This is a genomic window from Pseudodesulfovibrio piezophilus C1TLV30, from assembly GCF_000341895.1.
GTDB lineage: Bacteria > Desulfobacterota > Desulfovibrionia > Desulfovibrionales > Desulfovibrionaceae > Pseudodesulfovibrio > Pseudodesulfovibrio piezophilus.
Map to the genome: position 1 here is coordinate 496,051 of NC_020409.1, position 16,411 is coordinate 512,461.

The 16,411-nt window shown below is 43.3% G+C and carries 14 protein-coding genes; 3 read left to right on the forward strand and 11 right to left on the reverse strand.

Features of this window, described 5'->3' with window-relative positions; genetic code table 11:
• Positions 1-6: 6 nt before the first annotated feature.
• Entirely contained in the window at positions 7-1,323 is a 1,317-nt protein-coding gene (locus tag BN4_RS02430; RefSeq protein ID WP_015413758.1) for a 4Fe-4S binding protein, read from the reverse strand.
• Between the two features lie 103 nt (positions 1,324-1,426).
• On the opposite strand from BN4_RS02430, the gene BN4_RS02435 reads away from it, so the two are divergent.
• Positions 1,427-2,101 (forward strand): Crp/Fnr family transcriptional regulator, encoded by a 675-nt coding sequence (locus BN4_RS02435; RefSeq protein ID WP_015413759.1) that lies wholly within the window; start codon positions 1,427-1,429, stop codon positions 2,099-2,101.
• 75 nt (positions 2,102-2,176) lie between these two features.
• Here BN4_RS02435 and rpsT read toward each other — a convergent pair whose 3' ends face one another.
• The 9 genes from rpsT to BN4_RS02480 form a co-directional block, all read right to left on the reverse strand.
• Positions 2,177-2,443, reverse strand: coding sequence for a 30S ribosomal protein S20 (gene rpsT / locus BN4_RS02440; protein WP_015413760.1), 267 nt, complete (start codon positions 2,441-2,443; stop codon positions 2,177-2,179).
• A 108-nt stretch (positions 2,444-2,551) separates the two neighbouring features.
• On the reverse strand, positions 2,552-4,663 hold the full coding sequence (gene glyS / locus BN4_RS02445; RefSeq protein ID WP_015413761.1) for a glycine--tRNA ligase subunit beta: 2,112 nt from the start codon (positions 4,661-4,663) through the stop codon (positions 2,552-2,554).
• 39 nt (positions 4,664-4,702) lie between these two features.
• A complete protein-coding gene (glyQ, locus tag BN4_RS02450) occupies positions 4,703-5,572 on the reverse strand; it encodes a glycine--tRNA ligase subunit alpha (protein WP_015413762.1) in 870 nt (289 codons plus the stop codon).
• Between the two features lie 13 nt (positions 5,573-5,585).
• Positions 5,586-6,344, reverse strand: coding sequence for a DNA repair protein RecO (recO, locus tag BN4_RS02455; protein ID WP_015413763.1), 759 nt, complete (start codon positions 6,342-6,344; stop codon positions 5,586-5,588).
• Between the two features lie 37 nt (positions 6,345-6,381).
• Positions 6,382-7,386: a helix-turn-helix domain-containing protein gene (locus tag BN4_RS02460; protein ID WP_015413764.1), complete on the reverse strand. Its 1,005-nt coding sequence runs from the start codon at positions 7,384-7,386 to the stop codon at positions 6,382-6,384.
• A gap of 27 nt (positions 7,387-7,413) precedes the next feature.
• Positions 7,414-8,352: a SurA N-terminal domain-containing protein gene (locus tag BN4_RS02465; protein WP_015413765.1), complete on the reverse strand. Its 939-nt coding sequence runs from the start codon at positions 8,350-8,352 to the stop codon at positions 7,414-7,416.
• Between the two features lie 99 nt (positions 8,353-8,451).
• Positions 8,452-9,447: a peptidylprolyl isomerase gene (locus BN4_RS02470; RefSeq protein WP_015413767.1), complete on the reverse strand. Its 996-nt coding sequence runs from the start codon at positions 9,445-9,447 to the stop codon at positions 8,452-8,454.
• Positions 9,448-9,465: 18 nt separating this feature from the next.
• Complete coding sequence (gene mfd, locus BN4_RS02475; RefSeq protein ID WP_015413768.1) at positions 9,466-12,942, reverse strand: transcription-repair coupling factor; 3,477 nt, start codon at positions 12,940-12,942, stop codon at positions 9,466-9,468.
• Positions 12,943-13,039: 97 nt separating this feature from the next.
• The gene (locus BN4_RS02480; RefSeq protein ID WP_015413769.1) at positions 13,040-13,540 is read right to left on the reverse strand and encodes a chemotaxis protein CheW; all 501 of its coding nucleotides are present in this window, start codon (positions 13,538-13,540) and stop codon (positions 13,040-13,042) included.
• Between the two features lie 315 nt (positions 13,541-13,855).
• Between BN4_RS02480 and BN4_RS02485 the strand changes: the two genes are divergently transcribed.
• The gene (locus BN4_RS02485; protein ID WP_015413770.1) at positions 13,856-14,071 is read left to right on the forward strand and encodes a hypothetical protein; all 216 of its coding nucleotides are present in this window, start codon (positions 13,856-13,858) and stop codon (positions 14,069-14,071) included.
• Positions 14,072-14,149: 78 nt separating this feature from the next.
• Here BN4_RS02485 and BN4_RS02490 read toward each other — a convergent pair whose 3' ends face one another.
• Positions 14,150-15,487 carry a UDP-glucose dehydrogenase family protein gene (locus BN4_RS02490; RefSeq protein WP_015413771.1) on the reverse strand — a complete coding sequence of 446 codons (1,338 nt, stop codon included), beginning with the start codon at positions 15,485-15,487 and terminating at the stop codon, positions 14,150-14,152.
• A 193-nt stretch (positions 15,488-15,680) separates the two neighbouring features.
• Here BN4_RS02490 and BN4_RS02495 point away from each other — a divergent pair, with 193 nt between their 5' ends.
• Positions 15,681-16,406, forward strand: coding sequence for a pyridoxine 5'-phosphate synthase (locus tag BN4_RS02495; protein ID WP_015413772.1), 726 nt, complete (start codon positions 15,681-15,683; stop codon positions 16,404-16,406).
• Positions 16,407-16,411: the final 5 nt, after the last annotated feature.

A 16,411-nucleotide genomic window follows, 5' to 3' on the forward strand; every position in this document is an offset into this window, starting at 1 on the left:
ATAAATTTAGATTCTTGCTACGCCTAAAAAAATGGCATGTAAGCTGACAACCAAAACTATGAAAATTTCTCTCGCTTTTTTTTCAGATAAAAAAGGCAACCGATATCCTATATGCCCATGCTTGCATGCAGAGACGCAATCACCGCATAAAGTACATGAATATCCTGGTTTCCGTAACTCTATCTGAACCTTGTCCAATGCATTGTAACGACATTTTTTGATACATGCCCCACACCCTGTACACTGAGGAGATATTCGAAGACGCCATAGTGATATTTTGCCAAGAATGACTGCAATCAGTCCCATTGGGCAATATGCCGTACAATGAGTCATCATGCCTACTCGCCTTGAAATGAAGAGCATAAGACAAATTCCAAGTCCTCCGAAAGCCGCTGCATATATAAGCATATTTAAAACGGGAATACCTTTTGATCGACACAGAATAGCACCTCCTATCGAGAGTGTTAGGGTTACCAAACGCCCAATGATACTAAGCTGTTTCAACCCCCTTCTCGCCTGGGGGCGAGGACCAAAACGACTCATACGATCATCCCAGGCACCTATGTAACAAAGATGACTGCACCAAGCCGGTCCTACCAATAAAAGAGTCACTATAAAGAGAATGATCATAAAATAGCCTTCACCTCGATAAAGGGGGCCAGAGACAATTAATGCTGGTACAGGGAGATGAAGAACTCCAGTCATAAGCATCTGATCAAAACCCAAAATGCCAAGGAAAAATTGTGCAAAAAAGATAACTGAAAAGAGGCCCCATATACGAGGACGATAAAAAATATGTTTTTCAGGTGATATAAGCGCACTACTCAATGCTTGTGCGTAGTATCCAAGAAGCATGACTTCCACCCACCCCCACCCTGGAAGGTATCGGTCAATAAGGAGGATCGGAAAGGGTGCCATGGACTTCGCAAGGACAAGACCTGAGATTGTAAGAAAAAAAGAGGCAAAACGAATGTGTTCAGTTTGTTTGGATTGAGAAAAAAATCTTTGACTTTCCTCACTGTTTAACACCCACAGAGCAATACTGTTTACAATGAGAATAGAGCCCATAATACAAGTGAGTCTGACCCAAGGCATATGAAAAGCTTGTCTGAAAAGAATATAATCAATTGTCGTCTGAGCCCAAAAAACACCACCATAGACAAGTACCGCAATACAGACCAATCGGACCCATGAGTTTCGTGTGCCCAATATGCATACGAGCATCACAAGAGCTATGAACTGACCAAAATCAGCTTGCCGTAGCGCGTGGGCAGCTAAAAGTAAAAGCGCGAGTATCGGTATGGCCAAATAGGATCTTCTCATGGTTGTCTCTCTTTCTGTCAGAATGATGAACATTTTTTTTGACGAGAGCCATGACTTAGGTCAACTTATTCGAAGTATAACTTGTTTTTGGAGATACAAACGTATGAATAAAATTGAGGCAGTAAAATCTGTCATGTTTTTCGAGGGATTGCCTGATGAAAAATTTAATAAACTTGCAGAAATATCTATTCTGAAGCGGTATGGGAAAGGGCAAATCCTCTTTGAGGCGGATATTCCTGCCCATGGATTTTTTGCTCCAATCAAAGGGCGAGTCAAAATTTTTAGAACTTCGCCTTCTGGCAAAGAACAGATTCTCCATATTTTTGGGCCTGGAGAAGCTTTTGGTGAAGTTCCAGTTTTTGAAGGAGGAACATTTCCCGCTCACGCTCAAGCTATCGAAGAATGTGAAGCGCTTTTTTTCCCCCGCCAGGACTTTGAAAATATGATCAAAGCTGATCCGGATCTTGCTATGAAAATGATGGCAATGCTATCACAGAAACTTCGAATTCTAGTCAATAAAATTGACGATCTCAGTTTAAAAGAAGCTCCTTCACGTGTCGCTTCCTACCTTCTTCTCCTACGATCGTCGCAAGAGTCTGATACCTTCAAACTTGACCTCCCCAAAGGACAGATAGCGTTTTATCTTGGAACTATTCAGGAAACTCTTTCGCGTATTTTCAAACGTTTTACCGAACAAGGAATAATAGACATCAATGGGAAGAAAATAACCATTCTTGATATTGAACAACTTCAAGAGTTGGCAAGCGAAGGGAAATAAATACCTTTATAAACAGCACAAAAGCCCGCCACACAAAGTGTGGCGGGCTACATAATCTGCAGCGATCAGATGAAACTAGGCTTCAATCTTATTGATAGCAGTCTGAAGACGAGAGATACGTCGTTCTGCCTGACGAGCGTGAATAACCTTTTTGCGGGCAGCTCTATCAAGAATGGAGCTCGCTTCTTTCAGGGCCTCTTGAGCTTTTGCAACGTCCTTCTCCTCAATGGCAACACGAACAGCCTTAACGGTGTTCTTGATACGTGTCTTGGAAATACGGTTACGGGCGCGACGCTTCAAGCTCTGACGGTGCCTTTTGAGGGCGGACTTGTGATTAGCCAAAGTAATTTCTCCTGATCAATTTTTTATCGTATTAAAAAGCTTTTGTTTTTTATTCTTCCCAAAGGGAGAGCTTTTTATATGGACTCTCTCTCTGATGTCAAGACTTTTTTATACTTGTAACGCATTGAAGTCGGCAAGCCGCCCCAATTTATTAACAAGTGCCTTCAGTAAATTCAGTCGGTTGAGACGAATATCAACATCATCACACATAACCATGACATTCTCAAAAAAGCTGTCAACCGAGGGGCGCAACTCCCGGAGAAGCCCCATCAAGCCTGAAAAATCAGCAGCTTGCCACAACTCATCAAAGTGAGGCAGGATTTCATCCAACTTATTGCCAAAGTTACTTTCATGTTCATCTTCAAACAATTCAGGATCATAAAAACCCGTTAAGGTTTGCCCTGCTTCATCGCCCTGTTTTCGAATGATATTAGCTGCTCTTTTGAATGTCAAAACAGCCTGCTCAAAATCATCCTCTTGAGTAAATACACCTAAAGCCTCCAGGCGTGCTTTAAGCGTGCATATATCATTAAATCCTGCTCCTAGTGCAGCATTCACTGCTCTAGAGTCGAATCCTTGACCAATAAAGAATGCGCGAAGGCGCTGTTCAAAGAAAGAAACAAGATTATTCACTGATTCATCAGGAGTTACTTTCCATTTTATATTTTTCCCATAAGCAGCTTGGGATATTTTGAGGAATGCTTCCAGATCTATGTCCAAATTATGATCCATGATAATTCGTGCAATACCAATTGCACATCGACGTAAGGCATAAGGATCATTGGCTCCTTTGGGGCTTTTTCCTAGCCCAAAGCATCCAACAAGAGTATCCATCTTATCTGCGATGGAAACAAGTGCACCCGATAAGCTTGGGGGAACTGAAGTATCTGGGCCAGCAGGGAGATAGTGCTCATATATTCCCTTTGAAACTATTTCCCCTTTCCCCGAACGCTCCGCGTAAATCCCCCCCATTTTTCCCTGCAGGGAATCAAACTCTATGACCATTTCAGAAACAAGGTCAGCTTTGGCCAAACGTCCAGCTGCTCGATATTTTTCTATTTCTCCAGGGAGAATGGATTTGGACTGATCAAGAACCTCAGCCAATTTTCCACAGAGCTTTTCCATGCGTCGGGATTTATCACCAACAGATCCAAGGGGGCCGAGAAAAACCACATTTTCAAGTTTATCAAGCCACGTTTGAAAATCCACTTTGCAATCTGCTTCCCAGAAAAAACGGGCATCTTCCAAACGAGCCTTGAGAACCCTTTCCCACCCTTTTTTCACAAGAGCTATATTCGTTGGTTCAAGATTGAGCGTCGTTAAAAAATAGGGCAGGAGATTCCCTTGAGAATCTTCAACACCAAAGCTTTTCTGGTGTGATTGCATGGAAGTCAAAAGAACTTCCCGAGGGAGTTCTAAATAGAGTCGGTCTATATCGCCTATAAGAGGGTTGGGGAACTCAATAAGATTTGCTACTTCTTCCAATAAACTATCATCCCAGACAATTTTCCCACCAAGTTTGTGTGCAAGCTTATTGCCGCAACGTACAATAGCTTCCTGGCGGTCTTGGGGATCAATGATAACGTTACAGTCCTGCTTGATAACGTCAAAATAGTCTTTAGCTGACTGAATAGCAAAAGGGCCAGCTCCCATAACTCGATGCCCACGAGTTTCGCGTCCGGAAGCCATGTTTTCCACGGAAAATTCAACGATAGTCTCATCAAAAAGTGCTAACAGCCATCGGATGGGACGACCAAAGGTGAAATTAAAATCTCCCCAACTCATTTTCTTTGGAAAAGTCAGTGAATTCAAAGCTTCCAAACAGAGACTGGGTAAGACGTCAAGGGTTTTCCTACCGCCCACGGTTTTCTTTGCGGCAAGATACTCCCCTTTTCCTGTATCTATTTTAAAAAGAGCCTTTGTGTCCACACCTTGTGTCTTGGCAAAGCCTCCCCCAGCTTTCGTGAGGTTACCCTCTGCATCAAAGGCTATACGAGCAGGAGGCCCAGTAACGGTTTCTTCTTCTCGACGCTGTGTCTCAGCAATAGAAACAACGTGCGCGGTAATGCGTCTGGGAGTTGCATAGGTTGAAACACCATTATGGTGCACCATTGCTTCATCAAGGAGTTTGACAAAACTTTCTTTTAACTCAGATGCCAACCGGGGGACAAACCGGGCAGGCATTTCCTCGGTTCCGATTTCCAATATGAATTCGGCCATGCTTATTCTCTTTTTTTCTCTGATTCTAATCTGTAACGCTTATTTTCCCAACATGGGGTATCCCATTTCTTGACGCTGATCAGCATAAAGACGGGCTATTTGTGATGCTAAGTTTCGTACACGTCCAATGTAGGTTGCGCGTTCCGTGATGGAAATGGCCCCACGCGCATCAAGCATATTGAAAGAGTGTGAACACTTGAGACAACAATCGTAAGCAGGCCAAGGAAGTCCTTCTTCGCATAAGTTCAGGCATTCTGCTTCAAACTTATTAAAGAGATCAAATAACATATCTGCGTTGGAAAGTTCAAAATTATACTTGGACATCTCTATTTCATTCTGGTGAAACACATGTCCGTAAGTAATGGTATCATTCCACTTCAGGTCATATACTGATTCTTTTTCCTGTAAGTACATCGAAATACGTTCTAAGCCATACGTGATTTCAACTGATACGGGTTTGAGGTCAATACCTCCAACCTGCTGAAAATATGTAAACTGTGTTACTTCCATGCCATTAAGCCAAACTTCCCAGCCAAGTCCCCATGCTCCTAATGTCGGAGACTCCCAATCATCTTCGACAAATCTGATATCGTGCGCCTTTGCATCAATTCCCAAAGTGGCTAAGCTTTGAAGGTAGAGTTCCTGAACGTTATCAGGAGAAGGCTTCAGAATGACTTGAAATTGATAGTAATGCTGCAAGCGATTGGGATTCTCACCATAACGGCCATCTGTAGGCCTTCGTGAAGGTTCGACATATGCCGTTTTCCAAGGCTCCGGCCCAATAACCCGAAAAAAAGTTGAAGGATTGAATGTACCAGCCCCACATTCAATATCCATCGGCTGAACAACAGCACATCCGTAGTCCGCCCAAAAATTCTGAAGTTTTAATATAACATCCTGAAAATTCATCAGCTACTCCAACTCATACCTTTTTATACATACCATTTTCCCAAGACAAGCCTAGGTGATAGGCAACGAACAACTCAACCAATTGACTTACCTGGCGTCGGACCTTGCTATCCATACCAACAGAAATCCAGTCCGCAGGTGAGCTTTGCTGAATCCAGTCAAGGGCTCGCAAGGTTCCGGTAGAAATAGGTCGAGCAAGTCCATCTAACGGTTTCCCGCCTGAAAGACAAGTCGGACAGGCTACCTGCCCTTTTTCGATGCCAAATTGAAAACCTTTTTTTGTACAAACAAAGCTTCCACAACATCCACAATGCAAAAAATCAGGTAAAAATCCCATCTCAAAAGTAAATTTTGCACGAAAAAGCCAAGGAATAAAATCGAGAGCGCCATCACTACTATCGAGCATCTTCATGGTCTCCAACAACAATGAATATGTCTCTTTCCCATCGAATGGGCCTACTTCAACTGCTTCTACAAATTTGATACAATTGACGGCTATTCCTGTTTTTATCGGATTTTGTCGAATGGTAGGATAATTATAAAGAAGTGAACCTTCTTCGAGAACAATGTAATCACTGCGCCGACTCTCCCCTATGGTGAAGAGTACATGGCTGAGAGGATCAAGACAACCGACAAACCTTCGTCGACTCCTACTTCCGCCAAAAGCAAATGCATTGAAAATTCCACGTGAAGCAGTCAGCAGTTTGACCCATACATCAGCTTCCCGAAAGCGCCCGACCTTCAGAACAAGCGCTTTTTCGGTGACACTCATGCCAGTCCTCGCTCTTAGTCATTAGTCTCTCTACTTTTTATTCCATTCCAAAGCGCAGGGTCTGAATATTCCCTTTGGCATTGTCGAGAGGATATGGTTTCCCATTGTATAAGACTGTCACTCCTGCTGCATTGCCAATACGAATTCGACGTGGATTATTGAACATGAGACGAAGCGGTTCGCCCTTCTTCAAGACAAAATCTCTTGCCATATTGGTCTCATCCCCCTTCCACAATCCAATCCAACACCCTTTGTTTGTCGTAGCTCTAATGATCAATATATGATCATACTTTTGCTTTTCGTGTGAAATTCCGGAATCCATTTCATCAGAATCTACGACAGTGTTCTCAACTTCTTTACTAACGTCTGTCGCATCAGTCTCAACTTCAGCAAGTGAAGACTGGGCTTCTTCTTGAACAGGAGGGATCTGCTCTTGAGCTTTGCCCTGGCTTGCTTCATTTTGAGTTTGCGAAACAAGCTCACCCACTTCAGCACCCTCTGTCCCCTCATCTAATTCTTGGATAGGTTGAAGATTCTGATCTTCTTCAACTTCAGGGGCAGGCATAGTTGTTTTCTCAGGTGAAACTGCTTGTTCCGATTGGATCACGCTTGCGATATCGTCATCAGAATCTTTTCCTTTGAAATTCATGAGTAACAAAACCACCACGCCAATCAGAAAAATTGCGACGAGTATGAGTGGCCAAACAGACTTCCTTTTGGACTCAAGAGAGTCTCCATCCTGAAAGGCTCTTTCAGCTGCTGGTGACACTTCATAAATATGTTCTTCTGGCCCATCGGCCTCATCCTGATACTCTCGATCCACAATCATCGACAATTCATCCGCATCAAGACCGAGGTACCGAGCGTAACTCTTCACAAATCCTTTTGCATAAACGGGATGAGGCAAAGTACCGCGATCTCCACTTTCCATGGCAACAATGTTTGTTCGACTGATCTTGGTCGCTTCCATGACAACGGCAATACTCAGCCCTTTTCGCTCTCGTTCTTGTTTCAGCGTCAGTCCAAGTTCTTCAAAATTCATCGGGGTCTCCGTGTTACAACCTATGAGCTAATCCATGTAGACAATGACTGAACTTTCTTTCAGCTTGTCGAAGTATTCATCAAAAATTCTTTCTCTTTTTTCATCCATTAACCTCTTGAAAATAGATTCTCGTACCTCTTCGAGAGGGACAAGTCTATCCTCGACAATTTTGACAGGGGATAAGAGTGCGCTTTTCCCTTGAATTGATAATGGGCGACTGACACCTCCCTCCTGAATCCCTTTGATGGATTCTTTCCAATCATCAGCAAGGTCACTCCAATTGACATCTCCAATAGCGCCCCCTTTGTCTTTTCCAGGGCCAATGCTATATTTTTTAGCTGCGTCAGCAAAGGTCAGTTCGCCTTCTTCAATTCTCTTTTTTACCTCTTGGGCGGAAATATTTTCCGGGAGCATTATAATTGATAATGAAACCAGTTTTCCTAATACATACTCATCGTGTTTGGCCTCATATTCAGCCTGGATTTCACTATCTGTGACAAGGACTTTGCTGTGCACCATGAAACTGAGCAATTCTTGCTTTTCAATAGCATTTTTCAATTTTGATCGAAATTCATCAAGAGTCATTTCATCATGTTTAAGGGTTTCATGAAACTCTTTATCCGTGAGTCCCCGTTCCTGTTTGAATTTCGCAAGTTCATTATCAACGACATTCTCTGAAACATTAATTTCAAATTTCTTGATTTCCTGCGCCATGAGTTTATTGCTGACCATCCTTTCGAGCATCTGCTTACGAAGTTTGACCATCTGCTCTTGTTCGGCTGCCGTCAGGTGTATTTCGCCTATTTTTGCGAGAATCGGCTTCATTTCTTCATCAAGATCATATTGAGTAATGATGTCATCATTTATTTTTACGAGGATTCGATCAAAAACAACCTCTTCTGCGAAAGCTTGATGGGGAAGTGCCAAAAACACGGTCCCAATCAAAAAAAACAAAAATCGCAACACAGAAAACTCCTTGAAATTCCAATTTACGGAATTTTACTTATCATTTTTTTGACGAATAATAGTCTCTTTACTTAAACTATGCAACGAGATGAACTTCCCTTACTCAGTGCCATTTGGGGCAGCATTCAAAGCATCTTGAGCCTCAAGAAGATCATTTGGACTATCACGAACCTCATCTGATTGATGTTCTTGCAAAAGATGGCTACTCACTAATATATTTGCCGATGCGATACTTTTGGTTAACCAGTTCTCAAAAGCATCATGGAGTTTGTTTTCAAGAAGAGCTTTTTCGACCAAAGGATACGCCTGGGCTGGTGCAAGTACCTTCGCAGGACTTTTTTCGAGGAGAACTAAGGCCTCAAAACCAAATCTATCTGTTAAAACTCCACTCGACTGTCCGACTTTCAAATCAGAAATGGCATTCTTCCATGTTGCGGAAAGTCTGCCCTCACGAACAACGACTTCTCTTGTCTCAACCTCGCCGAATACGGTGGCAAGACCAGCATGTTTTTTTTCCTTCATGAATTTTTCTACGGCTTTACCGACAATCTCACGGCTGGGACCTCGAACAACAAGAATTCGCAAACTTTCAGGAAGATAAAAATCGGAAATATGTTCACGATAATAGTTTTCCGCTTCTTTATAATCTATTTTGATTTGTGGTCTCAGTACTTGTTGGAAAAACTTTTTCATTGCAAGATAATTTCTTAACTGCTTTCTCCATGCTTTTAAATCAATGTATTCCTCAACCAGCATTTGATCAAAAGCCCCTTCAGGATAGTCCGCACGGACAGTTTCTTCCTCGTTGAGCAATTCCTGCTCAGTAACAGGAAGGTCCCGTCGAGTGAGTTCTTGAACAACCAGTTCTTGAACAATCAAATCTGTAAGGATTTCACCATATTCTTCTTTAAGTTTTTCAACACTGGGGACATACGTTCCGGCTGTATCTGCCTGAAATTGGTCGTGCTGAAATTCGAGTTGGGATAAGTAGATTGGTGCATCATTCACACGGGCGATAATTCCCATGTCATCAGCATCATTACTGCATCCGCAGACTAAAAAAGCCATTATGCACAATAGTATTTTGTATTTCATTATTCTCTCTTCTACTCTTTATTGGACTGATGCGGGCGTTTCACTCTCAAGGAGTTCCTCAAGTTCGACAGCTGTTTTATCCAAGGCTTCACGCATAGAAATGGAATCCGTATATCTCAATTCCAATTTTGTTGGAGGTAATAGCTTCGCTCTTTCAATTCGTTCATTGATCCATCCCATGAGTTCGGCCGGATTTACAGAGGACTGTGCTCCCCAGGTTACAACAACACGCCCAGGGTATAATTCTGCTCTTTCCGCCTGCAATCGAGAGAGTGATTGCTTAATATGCAGAACTCCAAAAAAAGTTTCCAATTGCTGTGGCAAGTGGCCAAATCTATCTTTTATTTCCGCTTCCAATTCCTTGAGAGCTATTTCATCTTTGGCAGAAGAAAGCGATTTATAGTAACGCAACCGTTCTCTGGCATCGTCGATATAGTCTCCAGGAATATGCGCTTCAAAGATAAAATTCAACTCTGGTTCCGAAGCCCGGGCTTCAGATTCCCCCTGTAGTCTACGGACCTCTTCCTCAAGCATTTCAAGAAAAAGTTCAAGCCCCACTTTGGCAATCTGCCCCGACTGAGCTTCACCGAGAATATTACCAGCGCCGCGAAGTCGTAAATCTTCCATTGCTATTTTAAATCCCGCACCAAGGTAGTTCATATCCAAAATAATGCGCAGACGTTTACGAACAATCTCTGAAATATCATCGATTTTGGGCACCACAAAATAAGCATAAGCCTGTCTGTCACTTCTACCGACTCGTCCGCGTAACTGATACAACTGTCCGAGTCCAAAGAGTTGAGCTTGGTCAACAATAAGTGTGTTAGCATTGGGAAAATCAAGACCCGATTCGACAATAGCGGTACAGACAAGGACATCAATTTCTCCATGCCAAAACCCTCTCATGGTTTCCTCAAGTCCTTTCTCGGTCATCTTTCCATGAGCCATACCCACTTTTGCGTCTGGTGCAAGTTCTCGAACAAATTCAGCCACACGTTCCAACCCATTAACTCTATTATACACCCAATAGATTTGCCCACCTCGATCAAGCTCTCGTCGCAAAACAGCTTTAAGGGAAAGAGCTTCTCGTTCCGTTATGGCGGTTTCAACCGGTTTTCTATCTAAAGGCGGCGTTTCAATGATAGATAATCCTCGAATGCCCGACAGAGAAAGCTGAAGCGTTCTTGGGATGGGGGTTGCTGTTAATGTAAGAACGTCGATATTTTGTCTGAAATGTTTTAGTTTTTCCTTATGTTTGACGCCAAAACGCTGCTCTTCGTCCAAGATGAGTAAACCAAGATTAGGCAATTCGACATCTTTAGATAGAAGTCGATGCGTCCCGATAAGAATGTCTATTTCCCCCCTAGCCGCAGCCTCAAGAACTGTTTTCTGACGCTTACGGGAAACAAAACGGCTTAGTAAGCCGATTCGAACAGGAAATCCTTCCATCCGTTTGCTGAATGTTTGATAATGTTGTTCTGCCAAAACCGTAGTAGGACACAAAAGAGCAGTCTGCAATCCTTCAAGGGCCGCTCTGAAAGCAGCGCGCAAGGCAACTTCAGTTTTTCCGAAACCGACATCACCACATACGAGTCGATCCATTGGTTCCGCTTTTTCCATATCTCGGAAAACATCCTTAACAGCTTTGTCCTGGTCAGGTGTTTCTTCAAAACCAAAAGTCGCTTCAAATTCGGCATACATGTCATCCAAAGGCCCGTAAGAAAATCCTTTAGCCACTCTACGAAAAGCATACATTTCAACCAATCCATGAGCTATTTTTTCAATAGCCTTTCGTACTCTGGCGGTTGTCTTTGCCCAACGTGTGCCCCCCAATTTATCGAGTGAAGGAGTTCCACTGCCCTCGGGACCTTTGAAACGTTGTATGAGATTTAATCTATCTACAGGCAAAAACAGCTTATCTTCACCAGAAAAAAACAACAAAAGGTAGTCATTGGCAGCATCTCCCACATTCATGTGATGCAAACCTCCGAATTGAGCAAGCCCATAGTCTCGATGGACTAACAAATCTCCTTCATTTAAATCTTCATATTTATCAAGTCCTTTAAAGGCTTTATCTCGCCCTGCGTGAACTTTTACGGGTTCAGGTTGAAGGACTTCTTCACCAAGGATCCGTGTCTGACTCCATATGAGTTCCATACCTTTTCGCAGCGGAGAGACTAAGGCAAACAGGCCACGAGTTCGAGGTGAGTACTTCAAACTGAGAGGGAGCTGTTCTTGTAACGCGAGATTGAGAAATTTCTGTCGAGATCTTTCTGAACGAAAGCTGAGTATAGTCTGCCCAGAAGCCCTTCCCCATTCTTTCAATGAGTCCATAAGAGCAGACCATGGACGTCGAGCTGCTTCAGGTTTCCAAAAAAGATCTGTGAAATCACTATAGGGCGCCTCCGCCATATCGATGCCATTTTTTTCTCGACCAATAGTCAGTTCTTCAAAGACAATCTGACGTTTTTTCTGCCATACCTGCCGGGCTCCTTCATGAGAACGGCAGAAGAAACGAAGAGGCCAACGAATTCGTTTTTGCCGTGCTTCTTCTTCAATATAGCCCCGCCAAGCTTGATCTTGATCTTCCAAACGAGCTCTGAGTGAACTTCCGGAAGACAGGAGATAATTCATTCCTGAAGGAAAGTGAGATTCCAATCCAACGGGCGAAGCATAATACATACCGGGCCAGACAAAGCCGTCATTCATCGCAAGTCGCTCTGTTAAAGCAAATTCCTCTGTAGAGGATATCTCTCCGGTTTTGCGAAGTTTCTCCCAGACTTTTTGGGCTTCGGATATATACTTTTCCGTAGTTATCCCAGGGGAAACAGGTAGAAGAATGACCTCGTCCAAGTCGGCTTTTGAACGCTGGGAAGAGCTATCGAAAAGTCGAATCTCCTCAAGACTGTCTCCAAAAAATTCAAGTCGAAGCGGGAGTGGGTACCCTGGGGCTTGAATATCCAAGATATCACCACGCATGGCGATATCTCCTGCTCCTGATACTAACTTTCGGCGAACATATCCCCAGGAAATTAATTGTTCCAGAAGAAGCTCTGGAGACATTTCTTCCCCTTTTGACAGCGCTACCCAATTTTCTTGAAGGACAGACTTATCGGGCCAATGTGGCAAAAGGTTGTCAACAGTCATTAAGACACCACATGGCTTCTTACCGTATGTCAAAGCATAAAGAGCTGCCCATCTCTCGCTCCAGGATTGAGCATCTGGTTGACGCGGATTATACGGAGGAAATGTAATCCACTCTTCTTCCCACGTCGGTCGTATTTCATCTGTTTTTTTTGTGGAGAAGAGTGAAAGCAGCGCTTTTGCTTGCTTGAACTCAGCAGCACCGGGAACGATTAAAACAGAACTCTGTTGGTGGGCTATCAATGACACTGCGACAAAAGCCTGCGTAGCCGGTCCACTTTTAAAAACTCGAACAGAATCTGTTGATCCTTTGATAAAATCCTGAATAGGTGGGGGGAGTGTTAATGACATGTATTGATAATGGCTGGCGGTTGACTATTTGCAAAAAACAAATCCGCCTTCTCCCCTATCGGGAGAAAGGCGGATTGTCATCTAGAATCTACCTTTGTTAGACGCCAGTCAAAGCTTCAATTTCTTCATTATTAAGTAATGAATCAAGATCAAGCAAAATGAGAAGGCGATCTTCAAGTTTTCCGACTCCATCAATGTAATCGGAATCCATCCCTGCAACAACAGGTGGCGGAGGCTGTACGGAATTTGCAGGAATCCGTAAGACCTCAGAAACGGAATCAACAACAAATCCAACAATGATCATTTCGAATTCAACAACTATAATCCGTGTATACTTGTCATGATCCTTAGCCTCTAGACCAAAGCGGCTGCGCATATCAACGATCGGGATGACTTTGCCTCGAAGATTGATGACTCCTTCGACGAAATCAGGGGCACGCGGGACATTTGTGATTTCCATAGTTCGAATAATTTCTTGAACTTGCAAGATATTTACTCCGAATTCCTCTTCACCAATACTGAAAGTCACAAGCTGGATGAGTTCCTGATCAGACTCCACATCATCAATATCGACAAAATCTTCAACTTCAACGTTCATATTCACCTCGCGAAAAATCCGCTTGATTGCGTCTGAAAATTTTTAACGTATTCACTCTGTCAATGGCGATGCAATTTGTCAATTAAAATATATAGCCATATGAAATTGTTGACAAGAATACACAATTTCTTGTGCAAAACACTTTTATCAAAGCCTAATCGTACAAATGTTATCACAGATAATGACGAGCATTTATTATTATATGTAACCAAAGTTGTGTTGACGCACAGTAAATAAAGGAATAACTTAAGCAACAACTCAACGCTACTTGGTTGATTTCATTTGAATTTTTAATATAAGGATGGGACGTACTTCATGGGTCAATACGCCTCCTTCAGTGATCATGCTTCTCTTGAAGAGCAAGTCAAAAGCTTGGCAGATGAGGAGTTGCTGGATTTTTGGGAAGAAACCCAACAGCTTGCTAAAATGTTGGATCTGCAAGAACAGACTGATGTCGAATACAATCCAGAATATGAGCGTGTAATTTTGCAGGAATTGCAATTTCGCACATGCTTTAAGGTTCAGTTCTAGCTGATCTTTCATAGACAACAAAAAAAATACCTCGACCTTTACCGGGTCGAGGTATTTTTTTTGTTGTCTATGAAAGTTTTATTTGACAGGTGGACGACCGATACTGAAGTAGGCGAATCCAGCCTGCCCCATGCGTTCTGGAAGGTAGAGATTTCGTCCATCAAAAACGATAGGAGCGTTGAGCAAAGCCTTGATTCGATCAAGGTCCGGATTGCGAAATTGATTCCAGTCTGTGACAACAGCAAGGGCATCGGCTCCCTGCAAAACGTCATACTGACTTTCGAGAATTTCAAGCCCTTCTATGTGTCCTATTTCTTCACGAGCCCGTTCATTTGCAACAGGGTCATAAGCCTTTACTTTCATGCCCAATGCGGTCAAATCTTTTATCACTTCCGTTGCAGAGGCTTCACGGATATCATCCGTATTAGCCTTGAAGGCGATACCCCAAAGAGCCAATGTGCGTCCTTGCACACCTCCCTGTGGTTCAAAGTAGGCCTTCACTTTGTCAGCAAGGATATGTTTCTGATCATCATTCACTTCGTCTACAGAACGAATAAGCCGAGCATTGTAACCGTGGTCATTTGCAGTCCCTATCAGTGCTTTGACATCTTTTGGGAAGCATGAGCCACCATACCCCACACCGGGGTAGATAAAACTGTAACCGATCCGGCTATCCGATCCAATACCTGCGCGAACTTCAGTCACGTTTGCTCCAACGCGCTCACAAATATTGGCAACCTCATTGATGAACGAAATCTTGGTAGCGAGCATGCAGTTTGCTGCATACTTGGTCATCTCGGCAGAACGCACGCCCATGACTATAAGCTTTTCCCTGCTACGGGCGAATGGCGAATATAAAGCACGTAAGACTTTGGCCGACTCTTCATCTTCAGTACCAACAATGACCCTGTCCGGTTTCATAAAGTCATTGACCGCATCGCCCTCTTTTAGGAATTCAGGGTTGGAAACAACATCAAAACTGATGTCTTCTCCTCGTTTGGCGAGTTCTCCTGCAATGATTTCTCGTACATGATCTGCAGTTCCAACAGGAACGGTCGACTTGTCCACCACAATTTTCGGCGACTTCATACTCTGTCCAACTTCGCGCGCGACAGCATCAACATATTTGAGATCGCAACGCCCATCCGCCCCGCAAGGGGTGCCGACCGTGATAAAAACAACCTGTGACTGCTCAAGGCCATCCTTAAGATCTGTCGTAAAGTGAAGACGCCCTTCCTGAGTATTCCGTTTGACAAGTTCTTCCAGACCAGGTTCAAAAATGTGAACTTTCCCCGCTTCCAGGGTTTCCACAACTTTTGGATTAACATCCACACAAATGATATTATTGCCCATTTCTGCAAAACAGGCAGCGGAGACGAGGCCCACATAACCAGTTCCGACAATGCATACGTTCATGAATATATAACTCCAACTAAAATGTGAATATCTCTACAAGACTCAGCCGATACCCCCTTGATGCTTGAGGTGTCAACTTCAAGGGCTTTTCAAAATATATTGTCACAAGACTGCCCTTGAGAGTTGCCAAGAACCATCAGAAGTCTTAATTACTTTGAAATCAACATCATCCACGATCTCGGAGGAATAATATATGCCGGTACTTGCCGTAAATGTCGATCATGTCGCCACACTCAGACAAGCGAGAATGGGAATTGAACCAGAACCTGTCTCTGCTGCATACATTGCAGAGATTGCAGGTGCCACAGGCATAATAACACACCTAAGAGAAGATCGAAGACACATTCAAGATAGAGATGTGGAGTTGATTAAGCAAACATGCAATACTCGTCTGCACCTGGAAATGGCGGCGACTCAAGAGATGCAAACAATCGCCTTGGATATTCATCCTGAGTTTGTCTGTTTGGTTCCTGAGAAACGGGAAGAATTAACAACCGAAGGTGGCCTGAATTGTATAGGACGTGAAAAGTATCTTCAAGAGTACCTCCTCCCTCTTCATGAGAAAGAAATTCGCTCCAGCTTATTCATCGATGCCGAGCCAAAGCAGATTGAAGCAGCTAAAACTATCGGGACCGAATATATTGAGTTGCATACGGGTCACTATGCGGATGCTAAATCAATCATCGAACGCCAAAAAGAATTTGACAAGCTTATCCAGGGAATCAAACTTGCTCAAAATATTGGACTTAAGGTCAATCTTGGACATGGCCTCAATTATCGCAATATTTTACCATTCAAGGCCATTTCTGGGATTATGGAATACTCCATAGGTCATGCGATCATGGCTCGGGCAATATATGTGGGATTGGATCGTGCTGTCCGAGATATGGCAGAACTCATTCGAACCTTTGTTGTCTAGGCGGA

Bases quoted from the DNA above. Each gene is read 5' to 3' on its own strand.
- BN4_RS02430 (WP_015413758.1), bottom strand. From the start codon at position 1,323: ATGAGAAGATCCTATTTGGCCATACCGATACTCGCGCTTTTACTTTTA.
- BN4_RS02435 (WP_015413759.1), top strand. From the start codon at position 1,427: ATGAATAAAATTGAGGCAGTAAAATCTGTCATGTTTTTCGAGGGATTG.
- glyS (WP_015413761.1), bottom strand. From the start codon at position 4,663: ATGGCCGAATTCATATTGGAAATCGGAACCGAGGAAATGCCTGCCCGG.
- glyQ (WP_015413762.1), bottom strand. From the start codon at position 5,572: ATGAATTTTCAGGATGTTATATTAAAACTTCAGAATTTTTGGGCGGAC.
- recO (WP_015413763.1), bottom strand. From the start codon at position 6,344: ATGAGTGTCACCGAAAAAGCGCTTGTTCTGAAGGTCGGGCGCTTTCGG.
- BN4_RS02460 (WP_015413764.1), bottom strand. From the start codon at position 7,386: ATGAATTTTGAAGAACTTGGACTGACGCTGAAACAAGAACGAGAGCGA.
- BN4_RS02470 (WP_015413767.1), bottom strand. From the start codon at position 9,447: ATGAAATACAAAATACTATTGTGCATAATGGCTTTTTTAGTCTGCGGA.
- mfd (WP_015413768.1), bottom strand. From the start codon at position 12,942: ATGTCATTAACACTCCCCCCACCTATTCAGGATTTTATCAAAGGATCA.
- BN4_RS02480 (WP_015413769.1), bottom strand. From the start codon at position 13,540: ATGAACGTTGAAGTTGAAGATTTTGTCGATATTGATGATGTGGAGTCT.
- BN4_RS02485 (WP_015413770.1), top strand. From the start codon at position 13,856: ATGGGTCAATACGCCTCCTTCAGTGATCATGCTTCTCTTGAAGAGCAA.
- BN4_RS02490 (WP_015413771.1), bottom strand. From the start codon at position 15,487: ATGAACGTATGCATTGTCGGAACTGGTTATGTGGGCCTCGTCTCCGCT.
- BN4_RS02495 (WP_015413772.1), top strand. From the start codon at position 15,681: ATGCCGGTACTTGCCGTAAATGTCGATCATGTCGCCACACTCAGACAA.